Below are 23,983 nucleotides of genomic sequence, written 5' to 3'. Positions count from 1 at the left end.
CCTCAGCCCCAGCGCCGACCAAGGTCGGCGTCTACCAAGCGCTACATACCGCCCTTGAGGATCACCTCGGCCAGCCGATCATAGTCACCACCGAAATGGTGGTCACCCGGCAGCTTCACCTTCTTCACACCGTCATTGGCCGGCAGGTCCGGGCACAGTGCGTCCTCATCCTTGTCGCCGTACACGCACAGCGTTTTCTCCGCCGGCAGTCTGGCCACTTCCGGCGCGATCGGCAGGCCGTGGCCGCCGCCGCCCAGCCAGTTGCTGACGTGGAACTCGAAGTCGGCCTTCTTGCCTACCGACAGCAGCACGATGCGGTCCAGCGCTGCACGGGTATCGGCATCGAGCTGGTTGATGGTCGCCGGCAGCACGTCGGCCCCCTGCGAGAAACCGATCAGCATCACCTTGTCGCGGTGCCACTGCTGGCGGTAGTGATCGATGATCTTCTGCAGGTCAGCAGCGAAGCCCTTCGGCGTGCGCTCGCTCCAGAAGTAGCGCAGCGAGTCGATGCCGACCACGGCCACGCCGTGCTCGTTGAGCGACGACGCCACGTCCTTGTCCAGGCCGGCCCAGCCACCATCACCGGAGACGAACACGGCCAGCGTGTCGCCGTTGCCGGTCGACGGTACTTCCACCACCGGCAGGCCCTTCAGCGCGGCCGGCGGCGGTGCCAGGCTGACGCCTGCCTGCGCACCCATCACCCGCGCTGCAGCCACCAGGCCCGGTGAGGCATCACCACGCGCCGTGCGCTTGAACTCGCGCGCCATCGCCACCTGCTGCACGAAACCGCTGGCCTCGCCCGCCTTGCAGCCGTGATCACCGGCTGCACTCAACCACGGGAAGTTCAGCTCGGCGGGTTGCAGCGTGTTGCGCTTCACGCCATCGCCGCAGACCATGCGCTCGTGGTTGTGGTCCGGGCAGAAACCAGTGGTGAGCAGGCCGGCGAACACCTGCGTATCGGCCTGCGCAGCCAGCGCATAGGCCATTTCAGCGCCTTCGCCATCGCCGCCGACCAGCGGCAGGTGGTACCCGGGCAGATGCAGCGAGGCCTGCAGCCAGCGCGAGAAATTCTCGACATCGCCGGAACCGAACGAACAGGTCGGGTTGCCTTCGCGCTTGAGCACGCCGCGCAGGTGCGCGATGTCCACGGCGGCGACCATCGCACCGTCGGCACGCAGGGCCTCGATCGGCAGACGGCTGGTATCGCCACCGGGAGTCGGTTCGTGGAACCAGATCACCACCCGCTGCGGGGTACCGGCCGGCATATGCACCGGAATCTGTTCGAACCGCCCGTGGCTGAACTGCTGCACGGTCGCTGCCGCGGTTGCCGGCAGTGCGGCCAGCGCCAGCACCACGCCCATTACCCTGCCCAGCCCTGCACGCTTCATATCGCAGCCCCGATGGAATGCGCACACGATACGCTGCCTCCACGTGCACGGCACGTACCGGTGCAGGCCGTTGGGGTTTCAGCAGGCTGCGGCGCGACGACTGCGCCGATACAGCGCCAGCGCCAGATACAGCAGCCAGCCCACGATCACCACGATCACCACTTTCTGCCCCAGCCCGCGCGGCGGCCCGCCACGCCACAGCACGTGCAGCCACAGCAGCACGAAGGCCAGCCAGGCCCAGCCCCAGAGCAGGCCGGCGGCGGATTGCCAGCCCGGTTCGCGGCGCAGGTACCAGGCCTGCAGCAGCATGCCGACGCTGGCACACAGGAACGCAGTGTTGGCCGCCAACCCGTGGATGAACGGTGCCAGCAGCGGGGTTGCTTCGGGCAGCCAGCTGTCACCGATGGCGACCGTGGCCAGGCCCAGCGCCGAGACCGTGAACAGCAGCGGCGCCGCCGCGCTGCGCCGCGGACCGATGCTGCCGCGATAAAGGGCGATGCCGAGCAGGGTGATCGCCAGTGCCAGCAGGCAGTACGCCGCACGCAACGCCAGCCCCCACGGCCCGTGCAGGTAGAGGCTGAGCGTGGCCCGCACCCAGTCCAGGTCGGTGCGTGCGAACTGGGTCCACAGCGCGGTAACCAGGAACAGAACCAGGGCTGCCAGCGCCAGCAGCGCCGCCGGACGCGCGCGGCTCATGCGGAGGCTTCCGGGTGCCGCGCCTGCCATTCGGCCAACGCCTTGCGATAGCGCTGCAGCTCGTCGGCATACAGGTCCAGCACGCACAGCGGGCAACCGCTGCCACAGCATTCGTTGGGACCGGGCTCTTCCGGCGGCAGCGGACGGGGATCGGGGTCAGGGACGGACACGGTTGGAAGCGGCAATCGGTGGAAACGGGCCCCAGTGTAGCGGGCTGGCTCAGCGACCCAGCTGCCGCCGCAGGTTGTCGCGCGCGGCCGCGTCGAGGCGCTGGTGGAAGAACTCGCTGAGGAAGATGCGCGGTGCGCGCAGCAGGCCCTGCAGGAAACGGCGGCGGCCAGCGCGATACAGGAAGCCCGGCACCACGCCCTTGTACTCTTCGGCCACGCCCCGGTCATAGGCGGTGAACACCGGTTCCGGCGCGGCCAGGATCGCCATGTCGCAGTCCAGGAACAGCGCGGCCTCGGCATCGACATCGTCCGGGCCGAGCGCGCCATGGCGGGCGGTCAGCAGGATCAGCTGCTCGACCCGGGCGGCATCGACAGCGGCGAGTTCCGGCGCCTGCGTGATCGCCTGCAGGGCCATCTGCGCCGAACGTGCTTCGTTGTCCTTTCGCCCCGCCACGTAGATCGCATCGTGGTAGAGCACGGCCAGGTAGACCTCGGCCGGCTGCTGCCAGCCGGGGCCGTCGGCAACCTCCTGGCAGTGCTGCAGCACCGCGCGCACGTGGCCGAAGTGATGGTAGGCGCGTGGTGGCGTTGCATAGCTGTCCTGCAGCGCCTGCCACTGCGCCGGAGCGAGCGTCAGCGGGGAAAAGTCCATGCCCGGATCATCCCGCCTGCGCGGTTGACGGGCAAGCTGTCGCTTTTTTCACCACGTCCTCACAACGCCCTTCGCACTAGGCCGCAACGCGGTTGTCCACAGCTTTCCCGAGCGCTGGTCCACACCGGTTGTGGATGAACGTGCGGACCGACCAACGGTCGCTGCAGCGGTGCGCGCACAGGTCTACACTCGCCTCAGGCGGGAGCGCCCGCCGCTGCCGGGAGCCGTCATGTACCGTCCTGCCGCCCGATTCGTTCTGCTCGCACTGGCCGCATTGGCAGCACCGTCCGCGATCGCACAGGATCATCCGGGAACGGCCGCGCCGCTGGCCGTTGCCAGCACCACCACTCCGGCGATGCCGACGCCGCAGCAGGTGTTCGCGATTCCACCGGCGATGCGCGACATGCTGCGCACGCAGGTGATCAATCACGGTTACTCCCGCGAGCAGCGCCTGCAGGCGCTGGTGGAGATGATCTTCGACCGCCACGGCCTGGACCTGCAGTACGACGCCGATGCGACCTTCACCGTCAGCGAGATCTGGCAGCAGCGGCGCGCCAACTGCCTGGCCTTTACCCTGATGTTCGTCGCGCTGGCACGCGAAGCCGGCATCCAGGCACGCGTGCAGGAAGTCGGCCAGGTCGTGTCGTGGTACCAGGACCAGGCCCAGGGCCTGGTCTACAGCGTCGGCCACGTCAATGCCGGGGTCGGCTTCGCCGGCCGCTTCGCCACCGTCGATCTGGATCGCAACGTGCTGTACGACCGCCGCGGGCCGCTGCCGATCAGCCAGGCACGGGCATTGGCACACTTCTACAACAACCGCGGCGCCGAACGCATGGCCAGCGGCGATCTGGTGGGTGCACGCACCTTCTTCAATGCCGCGCTGGCACAGGACAACAGCTTCGCCGCCACCTGGAACAACCTGGGCGTGCTGGAAAACCGTACGGGCGATACCGCCGCCGCGCGCCGGGCATTGGAAACGGCGCTGCGACTGGACGGCCGCCAGGACGCTGCACTGACCAACGCCAGCGCGCTGTACCGGAAGCTGGGCATGATCATTCAGGCGCAGGCGCTGGAGCAGCGCCTGCAGTCGGTGCAGCGCGAGGATCCGTTCGCGCAGTACATGCTCGGCGCCGAGGCCGAACGCGCCGGCCGACTGGATCAGGCGATCCGCTATTACCGGCAGGCCGTGCGCCTGTACGACACCGCACACCAGTTCCACTTCGGGCTGGCGCGGGCCTATTTCCTGGCCGGCCAGCTCAAGCGCGCCGATCGTGAACTGCTGCGCGCGCAGGCGCTTGGCGGTGCCCCGCAGCAGGCGCGCTACCAGGCCAAGCTGGACAGCCTGGCCCGCTGGCGCGCACAGCAGCAGGCCAGGCGCTGAAGGCCGGTCAGGCCTTCTTGAGGAAGCAGGTCTTCAGGACCAGGCCCTTGATCTTGTCCGAGTTGCCTTCGATGTGCTCGGCATCGTCCTCGACCAGGCGGATGTTGCGGATCACGGTGCCCTGCTTGAGCGGGATCGAGGAACCCTTCACCTTCAGGTCCTTGATCACGGTGACCGTGTCACCGGCCTGCAGGGTATTGCCGTTGCTGTCACGCACGACCAGGGTCGAACCGGCACTTTCCTCGGCGGTCCATTCGAAGCCGCAGTCGGCGCAGATCCACAGCGCGCCATCGGCATAGGTGTTTTCCAGGGTGCACTGCGGGCAGGCGGGGGCAGAAGACATCAGCAAGTACCTCAAAGTGAATCAACAGCCGCCATTGTAACCGCCCGGCTCGCCTGCCCTTTTCCGGGCGGCGCCCGGCTCCCGGCTTGACCCGATCCGGCCTCCCGATACGGAATGGGAGGCCGCAGGAACTTGCAGTCGGCGGCGAACTGCAGCAGAGTGCGCGGCCCCTGATCGCCCCCCGGAACTCCCCATGCGCCTCGGCATCGACTTCGGTACCAGCAACTCCGCCGCCGCCATCGTGCATGAGGGAACACTGCTGCCGATCCGCTTCGGCGACGCCGAGCAGTTCCGCACCAGTGTGTACTTCCCCGGCGTGGTGCCCGACCCGGACGACTTCCAGCTCGACGACGGCCAGGAACACCAGCTGCAGCAGATGATCGACAGCGCCGCGCGCGCGGCGCGCGCCGCCGGCCAGGAACGCACGCCGCAGGCGCTGCGCCGCGAAGCCCTGCGCGCGCTGCGCCGGGAATGGATGGAAGCCCGCGCCGGCAAGGAACGCAGCGCCAACGACCTGCTGCAGAACGCGGTCTACGGCGACGAAGCGCTGGAAGCCTATTTCGAGGAACACGAAGGCAACCTGGTGCAGAGCCCGAAGTCGATGCTCGGCTACAACCTGCACCCGCGCGCGAAGCAGACCATCACCGGCATCGCCGCGCACATCCTCGAACACATCCGCCTGACCGCCAGTGCCCAGCTCGGCCGGCCGCTGCGCGCCGCCCTGCTCGGGCGCCCGGTGCAGTTCCGCAGTTCGATCGGCGCAGCCGGCAACGACCAGGCGCTGGACATCCTGCGTGAAGCGGCCACCCAGGCCGGCTTCGACCAGGTTGATTTCCTCGAGGAGCCAGCCGCGGCGGCCATGCATTACCACGCCGAAAGCCGCGAGCGGCACCAGGCGGTGATCGTCGATATCGGCGGCGGCACCACCGACATCGCCCATGCCGAAGTCGGCGGCGACGACGCCCCGCGCATCCACCGCGCCTGGGGTATCGCCCGCGGCGGTACCGACATCGATCTGGCGCTGAGCCTGTCCAGCTACATGCCGCTGTTCGGCCGCGGCATCACCCGCGTGCCGGCCCACCACTACGTGGAAGCGGCCACCGTGCAGGACATGACCCGCCAGCGCGACTTCCGCCTGCACAAGTACGACCATGTCGACGCGCCCTGGGGCGACCGCCTGCAGGCCCTGCAGGACACCGGCAACACCGCCCGCCTGTACCGTGACGTCGAACGCGCCAAGATCGCCCTCAGCGCTGCCAGCGAGCACCGCAGCACGCTGGACTACATCGCCCGCGACCTGCATGCCGACAGCAGCGCCGACGGCCTGGCCGCCGCCGCCCATGGCTACCTGGAGCAGATCCGCGAGCTGCTGGCCCAGGTCCGCAGCGACATCGGCGGCGACCCGGATGCCGTGTTCCTGACCGGTGGCATGTCCCGCGCCGGCTACCTGCGCCAGGCGGTGGCGGCCGCCTTCCCGGGCGCCCGCATGGTCCACGGCGAGCCCTCGCTGGGCGTGGTCCAGGGCCTTGCGCTGGCGGCAGCCAGCCAGGATTAACAAAACGTTACGCGGTCTAAGTTACTCTTGGTCGGCTAGAACCCTGCTGCCCCTTCCACCGGCCATGCCGGTGTGTGTCCACGGTGCAGCCTGGCCCGCCCAGCGGGCCTAGCGGCCATGCCTTCCTGGCTCGTTCATGGTCCGCGCAGCACCTGAGCCGCCATTGAGACCCGCTTTGGGCACCCGCCAGGCCCCTGAGGCCTTACAACCTGACGCAGCACCTGCACCCATCGACTGCCGCCGTTGTGACGCGGTCTGTTGCCGGTTGCCCGTGCTGCTGCAGCCCGGCGACCACGTGCCCGGCCAGTTCCTGTCACGCGACACCCACGGCCGTGCCGTGATGGCGCGCAACGAGGAAGGCTGGTGCGCGGCGATCGATCCCTATCACCTGCGCTGCACGATCTATTCGCAGCGCCCGGCGATCTGCCGCCAGTTCTCGATGGGCGGCGATGACTGCCGCCGCGAGCGGCAGGACTACCTGCGCCAGGCCGATGCCTGGGCGCTTTCCTCCCCTTCCACCTGACAGGAGCAACCATGCCCCGCAAGGCAAAGACCCCCGCGAAGGCCAGCAACAGCATCCGCAGCGAACGCAAGGGCGCGGCCGCCAGCACCGTGGTCAGCAGCGATTCGATCGCTTCGGACCTGGCAGCGTTCCGCAAGGCCGGTGGCAAGATCGAAGTCCTCGGCACTACCTGGGCGCTGAAGAAAGCCAGCTGACCCAGCTCCGACCGCGGCGGCGCTGCCGCCGCGGCCTGCCGGACCGCGCTCAGCGATCCAGGCGTACCCGCACACTGCCCGAATGCGACTGGATGCGGATGTCACCGTCGCCATTGCCGAGCCGAGTATCGAGATGGCTGCCGGGGCCGTAGCGCGGCCGTTCCACCTGGCCGGCGTCGCTGTTGATCGACCCGCTGAAGCTGTTCACCGACAGCTGCGCCGAAACCGTGCGTGGCAGGCGCAGGTTGACCGACGCGCTCACCGATTCGACATTGATACGGCCCCCCGGCGCCAGCCCGGCCGCCGACAGGTCGATGCTGCCCGACACGGTTTCCACCGCCAGCCGCTGCACCCGCCCGGCATCGACCTCGACCCGGCCGGATACCGTCTGTGCACCGATGTCACCGGACACGCCGCCGCCGGCTTCGATGCGGCCACTGACCGTGTTCACGTCCAGCTTCGGCGTCTGCAGGCGCGCGATGACACCGCCGCTGACCGTATTGAGCTTGCTGTCGCCGCTGCGACCGGAGGCGCTCAGGCTGCCGCTGACCGTGTCGGCCTGCAGGCGGCGCACATCGATGCCGCTGATGTCCTGGCTGGCACTGACCGTACTCAGCAGCAGTTCCACCGAGCGCGGCACGTTCAGCACCAGCGTCGCGCCGCCGTTGTTGTTGCGACGCGGATACTCGATCTCCCAGCGCACGCGGTTGGCACTCTTCTCCTGGCGCAGCTGCAGGCCATCGCTCAGCGTACCGGTGAGCTGCACGTCGTTGCGGTCCCAGCCACGCACGCTCACTTTGCCGGCCACGTTGCTCAGTTCGATGCGGCCGCCGGCGGCCAGGTTGTGGCGCTCGTCGATCCGGGTGTCAGCCAGGGCCACCGCGGGCAGCAGCAACAGCGCGGCGCAGCAGGTCATCAGGGTTCGTGTCATCGGGGGTCTCCTCAGGTCGTCAGGCCGGACTCGGCGGCATAGGCCGCCTGCCGGGTCAATTCCAGCCGCAACGCATAGGTGCGCTTGAGCTGGCCAAGCAGATGCGGCGCGCGTGGATCCTGCGCCAGCGCGGCCCGGATCTGTGCCGCGCTCTCATCGAGTTCGTGCAGCGCCGGCTGCCATTCCGGCGCCCGGCCTGCGGGCAACGAGGCCACTGCCTGCTGGTACTGCTCGGTCATCGCCGCGGCCTGCAGTTGCAGGGTAGACGGCACCGGCGCGTCCGGTTGCGCATGGCGCCACGGCGCCACCGCGTAGAGCGCCAGGCTTGCGGCCAGTGCGGCCCCCACCGGCAACCACCAGCGCCGGCGCGAACGCCCCGGCAGCACCACCACGTTGCCGGTCGGCGCAGGCGCCGCCTGTGGTTCACGCGGCGGCAGCTGCGCCGACAACCGCGCCCAGCCATCGGCGGGCAGGCCGCGTTCGGATGGCAGCGCGCGCAGTCGGGCCACCAGATCGTGGTCGGAATCGTGTTCGTGTGTACTCATGTCATGTCTCCCAGCCGTGCGCGCAACAGGCCGCGCGCACGATGCAACTGTGCCTTGGAGCTGCCGACGGCCATCTGCAGCTGCGCGGCGATCTCCTGGTGTTTCCAGCCTTCGATGTCATGCAGCACCAGTACCGCGCGCGCCCTCGGCGGCAGCGTCGCCAGCGCGCGCTCCAGGTCGCGCTCGGTACCGGCGCAGCGGTCGTGTACGGCCAGTTCCTGCAGTCCTCCGTCCACATCATCAAGACTGTCGTGGTCCTGCCCGGCGGCGCGCCCACGCAGTTCCATCAGCGCAGCGTTGACGCCCAGGCGATGCAGCCAGGTCGACAGGCTGCTCTCGAAACGGAACCCCGGCAGCGCCTTCCACGCCTGCAGGAAGGCTTCCTGCAAGGCGTCTTCGGCACGCGCCTGCTGGCCCCCGCACAGCCGCCACAGCACGGCGAACACACGCGGTGCATGCCGCCGGTACAGCAGTTCATAGGCCGAGGTATCGCCGGCGGCGGCCGCCCGCACCAGGGCGGGTTCATCGACGGCGTCGTGGGCGGCAGGCGGCGCGGGCATGGTGGTGTCGAGCATATCGCTTGGATGCGGCGGCCCGGGAAAAGGTTTAGAGCCGGACGACGATCACTGCCGTGCAACCTTTTCAACACCTGCTGCATCCATGGAAGGTCCTTCGCGAAATTGCCGTCCAGGAGTCCTGCCATGTCCAGCCCAACCTGCGCCGCCCTGCTGGTGATCGCCGCCTGCGTCGTGCTGCAGGCGCTGGGCCTGTCGCTGCAGCTGCACCCCGGTAACGGCCGTGCCTGCCTGCAACAGCACCGCCAGGCGCTGGTGTGCCTGGCCTGGGCCCCGGCGGTCGAATCCCCGGCACACGCCGGGTAACATCGAAGGTCGTTATTGCAACCTGTTGTCGCCCCATGATGTTGTCGCTGAAGGATCACCTGCCGCCCTGGACCCACCCGTGGTTGAACTACGCCGGCGTCGCCCTGCAGATCGTAGTGGTGCTTCTGGTCGCGTGGCTCCTGCGCGTGCTCGCCCGGCGCCTGATCCGCCGCTTCGCCGAGCACTACACGTTGCCGCCCGAGATGGTGATGGGCGCGCGCCGGATCACCAGTTTCGTGGTCTATTTCAGTGCCCTGCTGTACATCCTCAGCCTGCTCGGCGCGAAGCCCTCGGTGCTGTGGACCGCGTTCACCGGCTTCGCGGCCGTGGGCGCAGTGGCCTTCTTCGCGGCCTGGAGCGTGCTGTCCAACATCTTCTGCACGCTGCTGATCTTCACCACCCGCCCGTTCCGCCTGCACGACTACATCGAGGTGCTGGAGAACGGCGAGAAGCCGGGCCTGAAGGGCCGGGTGATCGACGTGAACCTGATCTACACCACGCTGCAGGAGACCGGCGAGGGCCACGAGGGCACAGTGCTGCAGCTGCCGAACAACCTGTTCTTCCAGCGCACGGTACGGCGCTGGCGCGACCCGGCGCAGGCCCCCGGCGGCATCCAGGGCGACGGTTGAGGGTGGAGTTTTCGGCAGGGCTGCGCCCTGCACCTGCAGAGGCCGAAGCCGAAGCCGAAGCAAGATCAAGAGCGGCATTCCGTGGGATGGCGGGGCGGTGTGGGTGGTCAGGACACGCCGTAAACCCCCCTCCGGGGGCCGGCCCAGCCGCTGGCGGCTGTGCGTTCGGGCGCTTGCGAAGCAGTGCTTCGCAAGCAAAGCGCCCTCACCCATGGGGGCTCGATGGCGCCATCCATGGCGCCAACGGTCCTGCCCACCCACACCGCCCCACCTCTGACAGATTCCGCGCGCTGTTGGTGGGTGCCGACCGTTGGTCGGCACATCTGTCAGATATCGATAGTCAAAATTGGATCCGACCCCGTGCCGACCAACGGTCGGCACCCACCATCAGCAGCAGGTTCCAACAGATCGCGGAAATCTGTCGAAGGCGGGGTGGGTCCGGTTGAGGGGGGCCAGATCAGTGAGCGCCATGGATGGCGCCTTTGATGTTGACGTTGCTTCAGCAGGTGCAGGGCGCAGCCCTGCAATAAAACACCCGTTTACCTCAGCTGGCTGTCCTTGCTGCCACGCCGGTTGTACCCGGCATGCGCCTGGTCTTCGTCGTCCCGCGCCTGCTGGCACGCAACGCACAACCGCACACCAGGCACAGCCTGGCGCCGCGCCAACGGGATCGGCGCGTCGCATTCCTCACAGTGGTCCAGGCCGGGGCCGTCGCGCAGCTGTCGCCGCGCGCGGGCGATCGCATCATCGACAGTGGCGTCGATCTGGTCCTGGACCGCGCCGTCTCCTGCCCAACCGGTGGCCATGGCTATCCTCCGCAGGTGTGTCGCCCGATATGGGGACGATACACCCCGGCAAAAGGGAAGGCCTTCATGTGGAGCCGAGCCATGCTCGGCTGCTCTTCAGGATGCCAAACAGAACGCCGACGGATCCGATCAGGCCGATTGCGACTTAATCCCCTCCGTCCCCTTTTTGCTTACCAGACCAGGTCGTCGGGCACCTGGAACTGCGCGTAATAGGCGTCGTCCTCTGCGTTGCCGGTGGAGATCTCGGCGGTCGAGCCCGGCTGGCCGTGGTCGACGATGATTGCTTCGGGTGCGCGTTCACGCACCTTTTCGGCGGCGGCGCGGGGCAGCAACGCATAGCCCTCGCCGTGGGCGACGATGACCAGCACGCCCACCGACAGCGCCTTGCGCAGCTTGGGGTCGATCAGCAGGGTACGGATCGCCGCGCCATCGCTGAAGCGGTACTCGTCGTCGCCCTTGTGGGTTACGGCATGGGCCGTGATGATCTGCCTGGCCTGGGCCTTCTGTTCAGCCTGCCTGGCCTGGGCATTGCGTTCGGCGGCCAGTGCGCGGTCGCGCTCGACCTTCTCGGCGCGGGCACGTTCAGCCTCGCGCTGGACCTCGGCCGAGGTCGATTCGGCCTTGCCCTGGCGGGCCTTGGCCTGCTCGCGTGCGGCGGCGCTGGCCTGCGACTTCTTGGCCAGGCCGGCCTTGAGCAATTGTTCCTGCAGCGCGTTGGGCTTTGCCATGGTCGGTGCGTACCGCGTGTAATCTTGGATGCCCCATTCTACCGACGCCCCGCCGGCCCTGCATGGCAGTCCTGAAGTACCTCACCGGTTATCCCGAACCCCTGGTTGCCCAGGTCAGCGAGCTGCTGGCGCAGGGCAGGCTCGGCCCCTGGCTGCAGCAGCGCTACCCCGACCCGCACGAGGTGCGCAGCGACCGGCAGCTGTACGAGTACACCCAGGAGCTGAAGGACCGTTACCTGCGCAAGTCGGTGCCGCTCAACAAGGTCTGCTACGACAATACGCTGGAAGTGATCAAGCACGCGCTGGGCACCCACACCGCCATCTCCCGCGTGCACGGCGGCCGCCTCAAGGCCAGCCGCGAGATCCGCATCGCGACCGTGTTCCGCCAGGCACCCGCGGCGTTCCTGCGCATGATCGTGGTGCATGAGCTGGCCCACCTGAAGGAAGCCGACCACAACAAGGCCTTCTACCAGCTGTGCCAGCACATGGAGCCGGACTACCTGCAGCTGGAGTTCGATACCCGCCTGTACCTGACCGAGCTGGCCAACCGCGGCCAGCGCTGACCGGCCGCAGCAGCTACACTGCGCGCCCCCTGCCCGACCTGCCTGCCATGGAACCGATCCGTCTCGACAAACGCCTGTCCGCCCTGCTCGGCATCCCGCGCGGCGAAGCGCGGCGCTACATCGAAGGCGGCTGGGTCACGGTCAACGGCGACGTGGTGGAACAGCCGCAGCGCCCGGTCGATGACAGCGCGGTGATCGTGGTGGCCGAACAGGCCAGCGATGAAAAGGCCGAGCGGGTCAGCATGCTGCTGCACAAGCCGGCCGGTGTCGCCGCCGAAACCCTGTGTGCCCTGGTCAGCAGTGACAGCCGCAGCGAACTTGATGCCAGCGACATCCGCCCGTTGCAGCGTCACTTCCACGGCCTGCAGCTGGCCGCCTCGCTGCCGGCCAGCGACAGCGGGCTGGTGGTGGTCAGCCAGGATCCGGCCACGCTGGCCCACCTGCAGCGCAACCTGGGCCGTACCGAGCAGGAATACCTGATCGAAGTGGCCGAAGGCGGTCCCGAGCGCGGGCCGTGGCTGATGGCGCGGCTGCAGCAGGAATCGGGCGGCGCCAAGGTCAGCTGGCAGAGCGAGCAGCGCCTGCGCTTCGCCGGCAAGGGCCTGACGGCCAAGGGGCTGCGTGTGGCGGTCAGCGCCGCCGGCCTGCAGGTCACGGCCGTGCGCCGCCTGCGTATCGGACGCGTGGCGCTGGGGCCGCTGCCGCCGGGGCAGTGGCGCTACCTGGGCAGCGACGAGCGGTTCTGAGGTGTGCGGGTCAGGGCCCTTTCCCGTGGAGAGGGATCCGGGGGTCGGATCCCGTGCCGAAGGCAGGGGGCTCTGACCCCCGGTCGATCCTGCAGGCATTCCTTCACGCATGGCGTGGCTCTACCATCGGGGCATGAGCCTGCCCAAGCCGCTGTGGCGACGCCTGCTGCGTGTTGCTGCGATCATCCTCGCCGTGCTGGTGCTGCTGGTCCTGTCCGGGCTGCTGCTGGCCGACCATCTCACGCCGCAGGCGCATGGCGCGCCTTCGCACGTGCTGCCGCTGCAGCCGGCACAGACCCGCATCGACCAGCAGATCGTGCGGCTGCAGGCGGCCCATCCCGGCCAGTCGGGCGTGGCCTTCCTCAGCGATGGCATGGATGCCTTCGCCGCCCGCGCGATGATCACCACCCAGGCCGGCCGCAGCCTGGACCTGCAGTACTACATCTGGCACGACGACCTGATCGGCCACCTGATGGCCAAGGCGCTGTACGACGCCGCCGAGCGCGGCGTGCGCGTGCGCATCCTGCTCGATGACATGAATGCCAAGGACAAGGACGCGCTGATGATGGCGCTCGATGCCCATCCGAACATCGAGATCCGCCTGTACAACCCGTTCCGCAACCGGACCGGCATCCTGCGCATGGTGGAGATGGTGCAGCGCTTCTTCAGCGTGAACCACCGCATGCACAACAAGAGCTGGATCGCCGATGGCCGCGTCGCGATCGTCGGTGGCCGCAACATCGGCGAGGAGTACTTCAGCGCGCGCACCGACGTGAACTTCCAGGATCTGGACCTGCTGGTCGCCGGCCCCGCCGTGGAGCAGGCCAACCGGATCTTCGACGACTACTGGAACAGCGAAACCGCCATCCCGGTATCCGCGCTTGCCTTCCATACCGACGCACAACTGCGCCTGCTGGTGCGCGAATCGGACCACGAGGCGCAGCGGGACGTGGCCCGCCCCTACCTTGCGCGCGTGGCCGAATCACGCCAGCGGCAGCGCCCGAGCCCCGAGCCGTTGCACTGGAGCGGTGCCGTGCGCATCGTGTCGGACCCGCCGATGAAGCACCGCAGGGATGATCGCGCCACCTGGCTGGTGTCGACCCTGATCAGCGAGCTGCAGGCCGCCCGGCACAAGGCCCTGTTGATCTCGCCCTACTTCGTGCCCGGCAACGAGGGCCTCGATGGCTTTTCGGCAATGGCCGGGCGGGGCGTGCAGGTGGGCGTGGTCACCAACTCGCTGGCCGCCAACGACGTCGCCGCCGTGCACGGGGGCTACATGGGCTACCGCGTGCCACTGCTGGAAGCCGGCGTCCACCTGTACGAGCTGAAGGCACAGGGTCAGTCGGGCGATGCCGGCGTGTTCGGCAGCAGCGGCGCGAGCCTGCACACCAAGGCATTCCTGATCGATGACCGCCGCGGTTTCGTCGGCTCCTTCAACCTGGACCCGCGCTCGGCCTACCTGAACACTGAAATGGGTGTGCTGTTCGACGATCCGGTGCTGGGTACACAACTGCGGGACGAATACCTGCGCCTGGCTGACCCCAGGCACAGCTGGTGGCTGGCACTGGACGACCGCCGCCGGTTGCGCTGGCTGGAGCGCGAACCGCCCCCCCACTGGGTGGAGGCCGAGCCAGGGGCAACGGCGCGCAAGCGCTGGTTGTCGCGGGTGATCAGCTGGCTGCCGGTGGAATCGCAGCTGTAGCGCTCAGGACGCCGGAGCGGCCTCATCCTGTCCGGCCTCATCCAGCGTTTCCACGTTGCGCCCATGCAGGCGCCGCCAGATCCAGCGCAATGCATGCGGCGGTGCCGAAGGCAGCTGCTCCAGCAGGGCCAGCATGCGGCTCTGGCTGGCATGCCCATGGCGGCACAACAGGCTGGCCGCTGCGGCCGCGCTGGCCAGGCGCAGGCTGTCGGCCAACGGTCCTTCCGCATCCACCGCCAAGGCCTGGTGAACCGGCTCAGGCAACTCCCATGCGGCAGCGACCCGCTGCGCAAGTGGCAACGACCACTGCTGCAACAGCTGCAGGGCCAACGCCGGTTCCACGGGCTCGCCACGGGCCTGTGCCTCCTGCAGCAGCTGGCGCATCACCAGCGCCGCACCCAGCCCCTGCACCAGGCCCAGCCACTGCGCGGCGAAGGCATCGCCGAAGGTGACCGTGCGTGCGTGGTCGGCCGCTGCACGCGATGCCAGCAGTGCGTGCTCCCAGATGATCGCGCTGAACTGCGGGAACACCTCGCATTGCACCTGCATCACCGGCTGTACCAGTACCGCACTGATGATCTGGCGCACGCCCTCGGTGCCGACCAGGGTCACCGCCCGCTGCAGGCTCTCTACCGGGCGCTCGTGGACCTTGTAGGCCGGGCTGTTGGCGATGCGCAGCAGGTTGCCGGTCAGCACCGGGTCCTGGCCGATGATCGCGGCCATCACCCGGGCCGAGGCGGCATCGTCGTTGACGGTCTGGATCAGCTGCGGCAGCAGCTGCGGCCGGCGGGGCAGCTGCCTGGCCGCCCAGTCGCGGTCCTGCAGCGCGCGCGCCACCGCCTCGCCCAGGCCTGGGTCCTGCACCGGCGTTGGCTCGCCGGCCAGCCGTGGGTACAACGCAAGCGCATGCAGCCCGCGTTGCAGGTGAGCGGCGATCTCCGGCGACGGCAGCGCCTCGCCCTGCAGGCTTGCGGCTGCGGCGGCCACCGCCTGGCGGGATGCGGCAACCAGCCGCGCCGGTGCCGTCCCGGTCGAACGTGTCAGCCAGCCGCGCAGCGATCGCCACCATGCCGCTGTCATCGCCGCCCGCCCTGTCGTTGTGATGCCCTTGCCGTCACTGACCGCCCTGCCTCTTCACGCCCATCCGGCCACCCGCCGTCGTCGCAGCATCGGCCGCACTTTCATCTTCTTTAACCTGACGGCCGCCGACGTCGACGGCAACGGCCGGGCGAATGGACTAGAATGGCGCCGCGCGACCCGTCCCCCAGCCATGACGACGTCGCTTTTTTTGTTTTGGGACCCTATCGTTCACTGGCCGTTCGCTGCAGTTCGCCGCTGTTCGCGCCATCGGAGACGCCATGCTATTCGAAACCCTCGCCACCACCGGCCACGAACAAGTGGTGTTCTGCCACAACCACGATGCCGGCCTGAAGGCGATCATCGCCATTCACAACACCACCCTGGGCCCGGCCCTGGGCGGCGTGCGCATGCGCCCCTACGCCAGCACCGACGAGGCACTGGCCGACGTGCTGCGGCTGAGCCGGACGATGACCTACAAGAATGCGCTGGCCGGCCTCAACGTCGGTGGCGGCAAGGCGGTGATCATCGGCGACCCGAAGGTGGACAAGACCGAGGTGCTGTTCCGCGCCTTCGGCCGTTACGTCGACTCGCTGGGCGGCCGCTACATCACCGCCGAAGACGTCGGCACCGACGTCAACGACATGGAGAACATCTACCTGGAGAGCCAGTTCGTGACCGGCGTGCACCAGGTCCATGGCGGCTCCGGCGATCCGGCCCCGTTCACCGCCTACGGTGCGCTGCAGGCGCTGATGGCGGCGATGCGCTTCAAGTTCGGCCACGAGGAAGTGGGCAAGACCAGCATCGCGGTGCAGGGCCTGGGCCACATCGGCATGGAGCTGGTGAAACTGCTGCGCGACCGCGGTGCCAAGCTGTATGTCACCGACCTGGACAGCGCACTGGTTGATCGCGCGGTCAGCGATTTCGGCGCCGAAGCGGTCAAGCCCGACGAGATCCACGAAGTGAACGCCGACGTGTTCGCACCGTGCGCGCTGGAAGGCGCCATCAACGCCGACACCCTGCCGCGGATCAAGGCCAAGATCATCTGCGGTACCGCCAACAACCAGCTGTCGAGCCTGGAAATCGGCGATGAACTGCACGCGCGCGGCATCCTGTATGCGCCGGACTATGCGGTCAACGCTGGCGGCGTGATGAACGTGTCGCTGGAGATCGATGGCTACAACCGCGAACGCGCGATGCGCCTGATCCGCAGCATCTATCACAACCTCACCCGCATCTTCGAACTGTCGCAGCGCGAGAACATCGCGCCGCAGCGTGCGGCCGACCGCATCGCCGAAAGCCGCATCCTGTCGATCGGCAAGCTGAAGATGCCGCTGGGCCGCAGCACCCCGCGCCTGGGCAACCTGCGCGGCGGCTGAGCCTGCCGATGTCGCGCCGGAGCTGACGTCCCGGCGCGACCTCCCGCTCAGAACCCGGTGCTGTAGCGCAGCGCCGCCTGGCGCGCGCCCTCGCCACCGACGCGCTGGTCGAAGCCCAGGCTCAGGCGGCCATTGCGGCCCCACCACGACTCCAGCGCCACGCCGAACAGCGCACTGCCACGCGGTGCGTCCCATCCCGCCAGGGGTGCCCAGGCATCGACACCAACGAAGCTGGCCTGCCAGTCCGCATCGGCACCGTCGAGCCGTTGCTGCCACTCGGCGTGCCCGCGCAGCGTCCAGCGCCCCCAGCCGCGCTCGCCGCGGATACCGGCCAGCATCTTGCTGCGCTGCACGCGGTTGGCGTCGCCACGCAGGCCGAAGCCGAAACCACCCAGCTCATTGAAGGCATCGGTATCCACGCGCGTGGTGCTGGCACCCAGATACGGTGTCAACGACGCGCCCGCGCGGCCAAAACGATAGCCGCCTTCGACGCTGGCACTGCTGAAGCGTCCGCCGTAACGTGCGGAAACACCATAGGCACCGGCACCCAGCAGCAACTGGCGATCCAGCGCACGGGTGAACTGGCCGCTGCCGACCTGCGCCAGCGCATAGCCCCGGCCCAGGTTCCAACCGGCGTACAACTGTGCCTGCGCCTGGCGATCACGCCCACGATCGCCGCCGAAGCTGCTGCCACCATTGCTGCGGGTCTCGCCAAAGGCCACGCCCATCAGCCCATTGCTGCCCAGCGGCAGGTCCTGGCCGGCCATCCAGCCACGGCTGTCGGCGGCATTGCCGGCAAAACTGCCCTGCCCGGCCTCACCGAGCGCGCTCTGCCAGGCCCCGCGCAGGCGCGGCGCCGCCTGCACGCGATCGAAGCGCTCGGCGATCGCACGGCGCGACATGTCGATGCTGTCGAAGGTGGCCGACTCGGCCCGCGCATGCGCCTGCCCGGACAGGCTCTGCAGGCTGGCTGCCAGGCCCTCGCTGCCACCGCCGGTCCACTGCAGCGCACCGGCCGCCGTGCCGAAGGCCGAGCCCTGCAGCGCAGGACTGCCATCGAGTGCGCTGAACGCACCTTCCAGTCGTTGCGCCGCGGACTGCGCCGAGGCCGCGAGCCCGGTCGCCGCCGCCGTCACGCTCACCTGGGTCAGGTTCAACCAGGCAGTGTTGCTGTCATAGCCATAGCTGCTCTGCAGCAGCGACAGGCCCTGCAGGCCGCTGGAGGAGGCCGGGCTGCTGAAGGTGCCGCTCAGGCCACCGGCCGCATGGACCACGTCCTGGCGGCTGCCGTTCTGCGGCACGTAGCCGGAGACGAAGCCATGCACGCGCACGCCACCATTGATCGAGGCCGTGCCGGTCACCTGCAGCGCATTGGCACCGAGCGCGATCATCAACTGGCCACCCGCCTGCTGCGTGTAGTTGCCCTCGATGGTGCCGGTGGTGCTGCCGGTGGTCAGGAACACGCTGCTGCCGTTGACCACGTTGCCGATCACGCGCGGCGTGCCGCCATTGAACTGCAGGCCGGTCGAATCCGGGTCGGGCTGGCCGAGGATGGTCACGTTGGAACGGATGACACCGCCGTTCTGCAGCGACAGGATGCCGCGTTCGATGCGGGTGGCGCCGCTGTAGCTGTTGTTGCCTGCGAGCACCAGGGTGCCCCCGCCCTGCTTGACCAGGCCGCCGCTGCCGACGATGTCGTTGCTCCACAGCGAGCCGCTCGATGGCGCATCGACATTGGCCACTACATCACCCCAGTCGAAGCGGCCCGGGCCCTTGATCGCCCGCGAGATGTCGAGCAGGCCGTAGCCGAACACCGCATCCACGCCGGGCGCGCCGATGTCCTTGGCCGTGCCCAGCAGGGTCTGCCGCACCAGGTTGTTGTCGAAGTACGGGTAGCGCTGCCAGACCAGCGCGGCGGCGCCGGAGATCAACGGGGCGGCGAAGGACGTCCCGTAGTTCCAGTAGTAGGTGCTGCCATTGGCATCGGGATAGACCGCGCTGCCCGGCGCCGCCAGGCAATAGCGCGCCGCCTGCCCGCAGGCATTGGCGTAGCTGGCCAGCGTGCCCGGTGCATAGGGATCCACTGCGGTCGCCACCAGCCAACCGCGCTCCAGGTCGGCCGCCGGCAGCGAGCCGGCAACGCCCAGCTGGCTGGGCAGGGCGGCCAGGCTGCTCGGTTCGGTGCGCGCATCGTTGCCGGCCGCGAACACCACCAGGCCGCCATGGTTGATGACGAACGGACGGTACTCGGCCGCCACCTGCGCGGTGGTCGGCAGGTCGGTCCAGTACAGGCCGCCCCACGAGTTGTTCATCACCTTCACGTTGTAGCTGATCAGGTCCTGGTGGACCTGCGCCACGCCCAGCGGACCGCTGAAGGAATTGCCCTTGCCGCTGCCGTCATCGACAGGCGGCTTGTCGGCGATGATCCGCGCCGAAACGATCTGCGCACCGGGGGCGATGCCGCCCGGCCAGGTTCCCACCGGCGCGCCGGCGGCCAGGCTGGCTACCGCCGTGCCGTGGCCCACCACGTCGTCCACCAGCAGGTTGTTGCGCGCCGGATCGATGTAGTTGAGGTTGCCCACCACCCGCCCGTTCAATGCCGCTGCGTTGCGCTGCACGCCCGAGTCGACGATGCCGATGCGCACGCCCTGCCCGGTCAGGCCGGCGGCCTGTGCGGCACGCGCATTGGTCACTGACAGGTGCGCGTCGAAGGCCGGTTCCTGCGGCTTGGCCGGAGGCGGTGCCGTCGGAGGGGGCGTCGTTGGGGGTGTGGGGGTGGTCGGAGGGGGATCGATGCGGACATTGCCGCCGCCTCCGCCGCCGCCACATGCCGTCATTGCCATCGCCAGCGCCGTTGCCAGCGCGGACCTAACCATCGTCGTGCGTTCCATCGATTCCTTCCCATGAACGTTGACCTGCCTACATCCCGGCAGGCGTGCGGTGCCGCCCAGCGGCGGCCCTCCCCGACCCTCTATACTTGGGCCGACCCCCACGCAGTCTGCCGGGAAACCGGGGCGCTTCCAACGTCCGCGGTCTCCTTTCCGAACATTGCTTACGCATCAACGAGATTGCCATGTCCAACATCGTCATCGCCGCCGCCAAGCGCACCGCCATCGGCTCCTTCCTCGGCCAGTTCAACGGCGTGCCGACCCCCACCCTCGGCGCGGCCGCCATCGCTGCCGCCCTGGAACAGTCGGGCGTACCGGCCAGCGACGTCTCCGAGGTCCTCATGGGCTGCGTGCTGCCGGCCAACCTCGGCCAGGCGCCCGCCCGCCAGGCGGCGATCGCCGCCGGCATTCCGCTGTCGACCGGCGCCACCACCCTCAACAAGGTGTGCGGCTCGGGCATGAAGACCATCATGCTCGGCCATGACCTGATCAAGGCCGGTTCGGCCAGCATCGTGGTCGCCGGTGGCATGGAATCGATGTCCAACGCCCCGCACCTGCTGCCGAACTCCCGTACCGGCAACCGCTTCGGCAACTTCCAGGCGGTCGACCACATGGCCCACGACGGCCTGGTCAACGCCTATGACGGCAAGGCCATGGGCGAATTCGCCGAATGCGCCGTGGACAAGTACCAGTTCAGCCGCGAGGAGCAGGACGCCTACGCGATCGAATCGGTCAAGCGCGCGCAGGCCGCACAGGCCAACGGTGCGTTCGCCGACGAGATCGTCCCGGTGAAGGTGGCCACCCGCAAGGGTGACGTCGAGGTCGCCACCGACGAGCAGCCGGGGCGCTCGGATATCGCCAAGATCCCGACCCTGCGTCCGGCCTTCAAGAAGGACGGCAGCGTCACCGCCGCCAGTTCCTCCAGCATCTCCGACGGCGCCGCCGCGGTGGTCCTGCTGACCGAGGAAGACGCGGCCGCCCGTGGCATCACTCCGCTGGCCCGCATCGTCGGCCACGCCACCCATTCGCAGGAACCGGAGTGGTTCACCACCGCCCCGATCGGCGCGATCCACACGCTGCTGGCCAAGACCGGCTGGTCGCTGGACCAGATCGACCTGTTCGAGATCAACGAGGCCTTTGCCGTGGTGGCAATGGCGCCGATGCGTGAGCTGGGCATCCCGCACGACAAGCTGAACGTGAATGGCGGTGCCTGCGCGCTGGGTCATCCCATCGGTGCCTCCGGTGCACGCCTGGTGGTGACCCTGGTCAACGCCCTGCGCACGCGCGGTGGCAAGCGCGGCATTGCCACCCTGTGCATCGGTGGCGGCGAAGCAACGGCAATCGCCATCGAATTGATTTAAAAAGATTTAACGATGATTTCGCAAAAATGAATGCGGGATCGCTTGACACCCAATCTTGGCTTGTCATCATGTTGTCGGCGCGCAGCATGCGCGTTGCCTAATTCTAACGACGAGGATTTACACAATGAGCATCAACAAGCTGCTGGTCGCGATGTCCCTGGCTCTGGCCCTGGCCGCCTGCTCGAAGCAGGAAGCTGCCCAGGACGCCGCTGCTTCGGCCAACGAAGCCGCCACCGAAGCCCAGGCTGCTGCCGACCAGGCCGCCGCTGCCGGCGCCCAGACCGCCGACGCTGCCCAGCAGGCTGCCAACACCGCCGCCACCGCTGCTGACGCTGCGACCGACGCTGCTGCCAACACCGCTGCTGCCGCGACCGACGCTGCTGCTGGCGAAGCCAAGGACGCTGCCAAGGCTGCCGAAGCTACCGCTGAGCAGGCCAAGGACGCTGCTGAAGAAGCCAAGAAGTAATAACTTCTTTCTTCACGCTGTTCCGGAAAAGCCGCTGGTTCGCCAGCGGCTTTTTCTTTGCGCCACTGCGACCTCGCGGCGCGGGCATCGCGACCCCGCCTTCACAACGGCATGAATAGGCTGGCGTCCCCATCCATTGCAGTACCGGAGACCGCCATGAAGATTCGCCCGATCACCACCACCCTGCTGGCCGCCTCCCTGCTGCTGGCCCTGGCCGCCTGCAAGGGCCCGGAAGCCGAACAGGCCAAGCAGGACGCGCAGCAGGCCGCTGACAGCGCCGGCGCGGCTGCCCGCGATGCCGTCGACAAGGCGGCAGAAGCTACCCGTGACGCCGCCGACAAGACCGCAGCAGCCTCCGAGCAGGCCGCCGCCGATACCCAGCAGGCGCTGGACAAGGCTGCAGACGCCACCGCCAACGCTGCCGACAAGGCCAAGGACGCCGCAACCGACGCCGCCGCACACGCCAGCGACGCGACTGCCAACGCCGCACAGAAGGTGGCCGACAAGGCCCGCGATGTTGCCAATGACGCGAAGGCGAACGCCGCCAAGGAAGAAGCCAAGCACTGAGGCGTACCGGCAGCCAGGCATGGGCCCGGCGCTACAGGAAAAGCCGCGGCACTGCCGCGGCTTTTCTGCTTTTCGCTTTGCGTTTTTTCCGTTGATTCCGTGGTGGGCGCTCCTACGGCAGCGCGCGCACCAGCATCGCCGACAGATCCACGCCCGTCGGCAGGGTCCCGAACACCAGCCCATGCTCTGCTTGCAGCCGGCTGCGCACGAACGCCTCTGCCATCGGACTTTGCGCACGCAACAGCAGCGCGGCCTGCAACAACAGCACTGTGCGCTCGCAGAACAGCCGCGCCTGCGACTCATCCGGTGGCGGTGCTGCTGCCCACCGCTGCAAAGCCGCTGCGTAGCGCGCATCACGATCGGCCACCGCCGCCAGTTCAGCGCGCAGCGCCGCCAGCGCCTCCGGTTCGCGCGCCAGCGCGCGCAGCACGTCCAGACACTGGATGTTGCCGCTTCCTTCCCAGATCGAATTCAACGGTGCCTGCCGGTACAGCCGCGGCAGCATCGATTCCTCCACATAGCCCGCGCCGCCCAGGCATTCCTGTGCTTCATTGACGAAGGCCGGCGCGCGCTTGCACAACCAGTACTTGCCCAGCGCCGTCCCCACACGCGCCAACGCGGCTTCGTTGGCATCCACGCCGGCCCGGTCCACCGCACGCGCGATGCGCATCGACAGCACTGTGGCCGCTTCCGACTCCAGTGCCAGGTCGGCCAGCACATTGGTCATCAACGGGTGCTCGACCAGCAGCTTGCCGAACGTGCGGCGATGACGTGCGTGATGCAGCGCCTGCGCCAGCGCCATGCGCATTTCCGCCGCCGCGCCCAGCATGCAGTCCAGGCGGGTCATCATCACCATGCCGATGATGGTGGCCACGCCGCGTCCCTCCTCGCCCACGCGCCACGCCTGCGCCCCGCAGAACTCGACTTCGCTGGAGGCATTGGCCCAATCGCCAAGCTTGTCCTTCAAGCGCATCAACCGGAATGCGTTGCGGTCGCCGTCGGCCAGCCGGCGCGGCATCAGCAGGCAGGTCAGTCCTCCCGGCGCCTGCGCCAGCACCAGGAAGCCATCGCACATCGGTGCGGAAAAGAACCACTTGTGACCGACCAGGCGATAGCGCTCGCCATCGATCGGTTCAGCGCGCGTGCTGTTGGCACGCACATCCGAGCCTCCCTGCTTCTCGGTCATGCCCATGCCCAGCGTGATGCCGGCCTTGTCCGCCACCGGTACATCGCGCGGGTCATAGACCGGCGCTGCGGCCTTGCGCGCCCACTCGGCCAGGTGCGGCTGCGTGTGCAGCACTGCAACTGCCGCATGGGTCATCGTCAACGGGCAACTGGTGCCAGCCTCGGCCTGGTGGTGCAGGTAGCTCAACACCGCGCGCGCGACATGCCCGCCCGGTTGCGGCTCGTGCCAGGACAACCCGGCGACCCCGTGCGATTTCGCTGTGCCCATCAACTGGTGATAGGCCGGATGGAACTCCACCGTATCGATGCGATGGCCCTGCGCATCATGCGTGCGCAGGCGCGGCCGATCGCGGTTGGCATCGAAGCCGAGCCGGTACAGTTCGTCACCCGCCAGCGCGCCATAGACCGCCAGCCGCGGCGCAAAGCCGCCAGCGCCTTCGCGCTGCACCGCCTCCATCAGCGCCACGTCATCGGTCCACAACTGGCGCCCCGCGAACGACGGCGGCTGGTTCAGCACCACATGGGTTTCGTAGGGCGCATTGCTGCTGAAGCTGGGTCCACTCATCCGGTCCGTCCTGGCGGCAAGAGATCTGCGGTCCGATTGTGCCGCATCGCCTGCCAAGCCCG

The 23,983-nt window shown here is 68.5% G+C and carries 26 protein-coding genes; 13 read left to right on the top strand and 13 right to left on the bottom strand.

What is annotated here, in order from left to right:
• Positions 1-41: 41 nt before the first annotated feature.
• From J3A72_RS08735 to J3A72_RS08720, 4 genes are all read right to left on the bottom strand, one after another.
• A complete protein-coding gene (locus J3A72_RS08735; protein WP_075076252.1) occupies positions 42-1,388 on the bottom strand; it encodes an AcvB/VirJ family lysyl-phosphatidylglycerol hydrolase in 1,347 nt (448 codons plus the stop codon).
• Positions 1,389-1,466: 78 nt separating this feature from the next.
• Entirely contained in the window at positions 1,467-2,084 is a 618-nt protein-coding gene (locus tag J3A72_RS08730) for a DUF998 domain-containing protein (protein ID WP_014647965.1), read from the bottom strand.
• Positions 2,081-2,254: an oxidoreductase-like domain-containing protein gene (locus J3A72_RS08725; protein ID WP_032958663.1), complete on the bottom strand. Its 174-nt coding sequence runs from the start codon at positions 2,252-2,254 to the stop codon at positions 2,081-2,083. Before J3A72_RS08725 ends, J3A72_RS08730 begins: the two co-directional genes overlap by 4 nt.
• 49 nt (positions 2,255-2,303) lie before the next feature.
• Complete coding sequence (locus J3A72_RS08720) at positions 2,304-2,906, bottom strand: hypothetical protein (RefSeq protein ID WP_014647966.1); 603 nt, start codon at positions 2,904-2,906, stop codon at positions 2,304-2,306.
• Positions 2,907-3,135: 229 nt separating this feature from the next.
• On the opposite strand from J3A72_RS08720, the gene J3A72_RS08715 reads away from it, so the two are divergent.
• Positions 3,136-4,287 (top strand): tetratricopeptide repeat protein, encoded by a 1,152-nt coding sequence (locus J3A72_RS08715; protein WP_075076251.1) that lies wholly within the window; start codon positions 3,136-3,138, stop codon positions 4,285-4,287.
• Positions 4,288-4,294: 7 nt separating this feature from the next.
• Here J3A72_RS08715 and J3A72_RS08710 read toward each other — a convergent pair whose 3' ends face one another.
• A complete protein-coding gene (locus tag J3A72_RS08710; protein ID WP_010482882.1) occupies positions 4,295-4,630 on the bottom strand; it encodes a zinc ribbon domain-containing protein YjdM in 336 nt (111 codons plus the stop codon).
• A gap of 193 nt (positions 4,631-4,823) precedes the next feature.
• Between J3A72_RS08710 and J3A72_RS08705 the strand changes: the two genes are divergently transcribed.
• From J3A72_RS08705 to J3A72_RS08695, 3 genes are all read left to right on the top strand, one after another.
• Positions 4,824-6,185, top strand: a complete 1,362-nt coding sequence (locus J3A72_RS08705; RefSeq protein WP_075076250.1) for an Hsp70 family protein — start codon at positions 4,824-4,826, stop codon at positions 6,183-6,185.
• Between the two features lie 229 nt (positions 6,186-6,414).
• Entirely contained in the window at positions 6,415-6,708 is a 294-nt protein-coding gene (locus J3A72_RS08700; protein ID WP_053462562.1) for a YkgJ family cysteine cluster protein, read from the top strand.
• Between the two features lie 11 nt (positions 6,709-6,719).
• On the top strand, positions 6,720-6,902 hold the full coding sequence (locus J3A72_RS08695; protein WP_005410566.1) for a hypothetical protein: 183 nt from the start codon (positions 6,720-6,722) through the stop codon (positions 6,900-6,902).
• A 49-nt stretch (positions 6,903-6,951) separates the two neighbouring features.
• Here the strand turns inward: J3A72_RS08695 and J3A72_RS08690 are convergent, their stop codons facing one another.
• The 3 genes from J3A72_RS08690 to J3A72_RS08680 are packed head-to-tail and all read right to left on the bottom strand — an operon-like array spanning position 6,952 to position 8,953.
• The gene (locus J3A72_RS08690; RefSeq protein ID WP_032958651.1) at positions 6,952-7,833 is read right to left on the bottom strand and encodes a DUF4097 family beta strand repeat-containing protein; all 882 of its coding nucleotides are present in this window, start codon (positions 7,831-7,833) and stop codon (positions 6,952-6,954) included.
• A gap of 11 nt (positions 7,834-7,844) precedes the next feature.
• Positions 7,845-8,378, bottom strand: coding sequence for a hypothetical protein (locus tag J3A72_RS08685; protein WP_046431913.1), 534 nt, complete (start codon positions 8,376-8,378; stop codon positions 7,845-7,847).
• Positions 8,375-8,953 (bottom strand): sigma-70 family RNA polymerase sigma factor, encoded by a 579-nt coding sequence (locus J3A72_RS08680; protein WP_032958649.1) that lies wholly within the window; start codon positions 8,951-8,953, stop codon positions 8,375-8,377. Before J3A72_RS08680 ends, J3A72_RS08685 begins: the two co-directional genes overlap by 4 nt.
• Before the next feature lie 126 nt (positions 8,954-9,079).
• On the opposite strand from J3A72_RS08680, the gene J3A72_RS08675 reads away from it, so the two are divergent.
• Together J3A72_RS08675 and J3A72_RS08670 are read left to right on the top strand one after the other, a co-directional pair.
• Positions 9,080-9,259 carry a hypothetical protein gene (locus J3A72_RS08675; protein ID WP_075076249.1) on the top strand — a complete coding sequence of 60 codons (180 nt, stop codon included), beginning with the start codon at positions 9,080-9,082 and terminating at the stop codon, positions 9,257-9,259.
• 35 nt (positions 9,260-9,294) lie between these two features.
• Positions 9,295-9,888: a mechanosensitive ion channel family protein gene (locus J3A72_RS08670; RefSeq protein WP_080469282.1), complete on the top strand. Its 594-nt coding sequence runs from the start codon at positions 9,295-9,297 to the stop codon at positions 9,886-9,888.
• A 539-nt stretch (positions 9,889-10,427) separates the two neighbouring features.
• On the opposite strand, the gene J3A72_RS08665 is transcribed toward J3A72_RS08670, so the two are convergent.
• Positions 10,428-10,694: a DksA/TraR family C4-type zinc finger protein gene (locus tag J3A72_RS08665; RefSeq protein WP_075077037.1), complete on the bottom strand. Its 267-nt coding sequence runs from the start codon at positions 10,692-10,694 to the stop codon at positions 10,428-10,430.
• A 170-nt stretch (positions 10,695-10,864) separates the two neighbouring features.
• Positions 10,865-11,422, bottom strand: coding sequence for a DUF2058 domain-containing protein (locus tag J3A72_RS08660; protein ID WP_075077038.1), 558 nt, complete (start codon positions 11,420-11,422; stop codon positions 10,865-10,867).
• Between the two features lie 62 nt (positions 11,423-11,484).
• Between J3A72_RS08660 and J3A72_RS08655 the strand changes: the two genes are divergently transcribed.
• The 3 genes from J3A72_RS08655 to J3A72_RS08645 all read left to right on the top strand — a co-directional run bounded on the left by J3A72_RS08655 (position 11,485) and on the right by J3A72_RS08645 (position 14,433).
• Complete coding sequence (locus J3A72_RS08655; RefSeq protein WP_075077039.1) at positions 11,485-11,985, top strand: M48 family metallopeptidase; 501 nt, start codon at positions 11,485-11,487, stop codon at positions 11,983-11,985.
• A gap of 47 nt (positions 11,986-12,032) precedes the next feature.
• Positions 12,033-12,731, top strand: coding sequence for an RNA pseudouridine synthase (locus J3A72_RS08650; RefSeq protein WP_032958643.1), 699 nt, complete (start codon positions 12,033-12,035; stop codon positions 12,729-12,731).
• A gap of 109 nt (positions 12,732-12,840) precedes the next feature.
• On the top strand, positions 12,841-14,433 hold the full coding sequence (locus tag J3A72_RS08645; RefSeq protein WP_075077040.1) for a phospholipase D family protein: 1,593 nt from the start codon (positions 12,841-12,843) through the stop codon (positions 14,431-14,433).
• A 3-nt stretch (positions 14,434-14,436) separates the two neighbouring features.
• Here J3A72_RS08645 and J3A72_RS08640 read toward each other — a convergent pair whose 3' ends face one another.
• Entirely contained in the window at positions 14,437-15,513 is a 1,077-nt protein-coding gene (locus tag J3A72_RS08640; RefSeq protein ID WP_075077041.1) for an HDOD domain-containing protein, read from the bottom strand.
• A 278-nt stretch (positions 15,514-15,791) separates the two neighbouring features.
• On the opposite strand from J3A72_RS08640, the gene J3A72_RS08635 reads away from it, so the two are divergent.
• On the top strand, positions 15,792-16,889 hold the full coding sequence (locus tag J3A72_RS08635) for a Glu/Leu/Phe/Val dehydrogenase dimerization domain-containing protein (RefSeq protein ID WP_008264553.1): 1,098 nt from the start codon (positions 15,792-15,794) through the stop codon (positions 16,887-16,889).
• 47 nt (positions 16,890-16,936) lie between these two features.
• Here the strand turns inward: J3A72_RS08635 and J3A72_RS08630 are convergent, their stop codons facing one another.
• Positions 16,937-19,780 (bottom strand): autotransporter serine protease, encoded by a 2,844-nt coding sequence (locus J3A72_RS08630; protein ID WP_075077042.1) that lies wholly within the window; start codon positions 19,778-19,780, stop codon positions 16,937-16,939.
• A 182-nt stretch (positions 19,781-19,962) separates the two neighbouring features.
• On the opposite strand from J3A72_RS08630, the gene J3A72_RS08625 reads away from it, so the two are divergent.
• The 3 genes from J3A72_RS08625 (at position 19,963) to J3A72_RS08615 (ending at position 22,171) form a co-directional block, all read left to right on the top strand.
• Entirely contained in the window at positions 19,963-21,138 is a 1,176-nt protein-coding gene (locus tag J3A72_RS08625) for a thiolase family protein (protein WP_075077043.1), read from the top strand.
• A 124-nt stretch (positions 21,139-21,262) separates the two neighbouring features.
• A complete protein-coding gene (locus J3A72_RS08620; protein WP_005418203.1) occupies positions 21,263-21,604 on the top strand; it encodes a hypothetical protein in 342 nt (113 codons plus the stop codon).
• A gap of 156 nt (positions 21,605-21,760) precedes the next feature.
• Positions 21,761-22,171, top strand: coding sequence for a hypothetical protein (locus J3A72_RS08615; RefSeq protein WP_014647982.1), 411 nt, complete (start codon positions 21,761-21,763; stop codon positions 22,169-22,171).
• Positions 22,172-22,283: 112 nt separating this feature from the next.
• On the opposite strand, the gene J3A72_RS08610 is transcribed toward J3A72_RS08615, so the two are convergent.
• The gene (locus J3A72_RS08610) at positions 22,284-23,921 is read right to left on the bottom strand and encodes an acyl-CoA dehydrogenase family protein (RefSeq protein WP_046431928.1); all 1,638 of its coding nucleotides are present in this window, start codon (positions 23,919-23,921) and stop codon (positions 22,284-22,286) included.
• Between the last annotated feature and the right edge of the window lie 62 nt (positions 23,922-23,983).

Source organism: Stenotrophomonas sp. PvP093, assembly GCF_017876915.1.
Lineage (GTDB): Bacteria > Pseudomonadota > Gammaproteobacteria > Xanthomonadales > Xanthomonadaceae > Stenotrophomonas > Stenotrophomonas muris.
The sequence above is the reverse complement of the archived record's forward strand: the minus strand, read 5'-3'. Positions and strand labels throughout refer to the sequence as shown.

Coding starts and splice junctions, on each gene's coding strand:
- J3A72_RS08735 (WP_075076252.1), bottom strand. CDS start 1,388: ATGAAGCGTGCAGGGCTGGGCAGGGTAATGGGCGTGGTGCTGGCGCTG.
- J3A72_RS08730 (WP_014647965.1), bottom strand. CDS start 2,084: ATGAGCCGCGCGCGTCCGGCGGCGCTGCTGGCGCTGGCAGCCCTGGTT.
- J3A72_RS08720 (WP_014647966.1), bottom strand. CDS start 2,906: ATGGACTTTTCCCCGCTGACGCTCGCTCCGGCGCAGTGGCAGGCGCTG.
- J3A72_RS08715 (WP_075076251.1), top strand. CDS start 3,136: ATGTACCGTCCTGCCGCCCGATTCGTTCTGCTCGCACTGGCCGCATTG.
- J3A72_RS08710 (WP_010482882.1), bottom strand. CDS start 4,630: ATGTCTTCTGCCCCCGCCTGCCCGCAGTGCACCCTGGAAAACACCTAT.
- J3A72_RS08705 (WP_075076250.1), top strand. CDS start 4,824: ATGCGCCTCGGCATCGACTTCGGTACCAGCAACTCCGCCGCCGCCATC.
- J3A72_RS08695 (WP_005410566.1), top strand. CDS start 6,720: ATGCCCCGCAAGGCAAAGACCCCCGCGAAGGCCAGCAACAGCATCCGC.
- J3A72_RS08690 (WP_032958651.1), bottom strand. CDS start 7,833: ATGACACGAACCCTGATGACCTGCTGCGCCGCGCTGTTGCTGCTGCCC.
- J3A72_RS08685 (WP_046431913.1), bottom strand. CDS start 8,378: ATGAGTACACACGAACACGATTCCGACCACGATCTGGTGGCCCGACTG.
- J3A72_RS08680 (WP_032958649.1), bottom strand. CDS start 8,953: ATGCTCGACACCACCATGCCCGCGCCGCCTGCCGCCCACGACGCCGTC.
- J3A72_RS08675 (WP_075076249.1), top strand. CDS start 9,080: ATGTCCAGCCCAACCTGCGCCGCCCTGCTGGTGATCGCCGCCTGCGTC.
- J3A72_RS08670 (WP_080469282.1), top strand. CDS start 9,295: ATGATGTTGTCGCTGAAGGATCACCTGCCGCCCTGGACCCACCCGTGG.
- J3A72_RS08665 (WP_075077037.1), bottom strand. CDS start 10,694: ATGGCCACCGGTTGGGCAGGAGACGGCGCGGTCCAGGACCAGATCGAC.
- J3A72_RS08660 (WP_075077038.1), bottom strand. CDS start 11,422: ATGGCAAAGCCCAACGCGCTGCAGGAACAATTGCTCAAGGCCGGCCTG.
- J3A72_RS08655 (WP_075077039.1), top strand. CDS start 11,485: ATGGCAGTCCTGAAGTACCTCACCGGTTATCCCGAACCCCTGGTTGCC.
- J3A72_RS08650 (WP_032958643.1), top strand. CDS start 12,033: ATGGAACCGATCCGTCTCGACAAACGCCTGTCCGCCCTGCTCGGCATC.
- J3A72_RS08645 (WP_075077040.1), top strand. CDS start 12,841: ATGGCGTGGCTCTACCATCGGGGCATGAGCCTGCCCAAGCCGCTGTGG.
- J3A72_RS08640 (WP_075077041.1), bottom strand. CDS start 15,513: ATGACAGCGGCATGGTGGCGATCGCTGCGCGGCTGGCTGACACGTTCG.
- J3A72_RS08635 (WP_008264553.1), top strand. CDS start 15,792: ATGCTATTCGAAACCCTCGCCACCACCGGCCACGAACAAGTGGTGTTC.
- J3A72_RS08630 (WP_075077042.1), bottom strand. CDS start 19,780: ATGGAACGCACGACGATGGTTAGGTCCGCGCTGGCAACGGCGCTGGCG.
- J3A72_RS08625 (WP_075077043.1), top strand. CDS start 19,963: ATGTCCAACATCGTCATCGCCGCCGCCAAGCGCACCGCCATCGGCTCC.
- J3A72_RS08620 (WP_005418203.1), top strand. CDS start 21,263: ATGAGCATCAACAAGCTGCTGGTCGCGATGTCCCTGGCTCTGGCCCTG.
- J3A72_RS08615 (WP_014647982.1), top strand. CDS start 21,761: ATGAAGATTCGCCCGATCACCACCACCCTGCTGGCCGCCTCCCTGCTG.
- J3A72_RS08610 (WP_046431928.1), bottom strand. CDS start 23,921: ATGAGTGGACCCAGCTTCAGCAGCAATGCGCCCTACGAAACCCATGTG.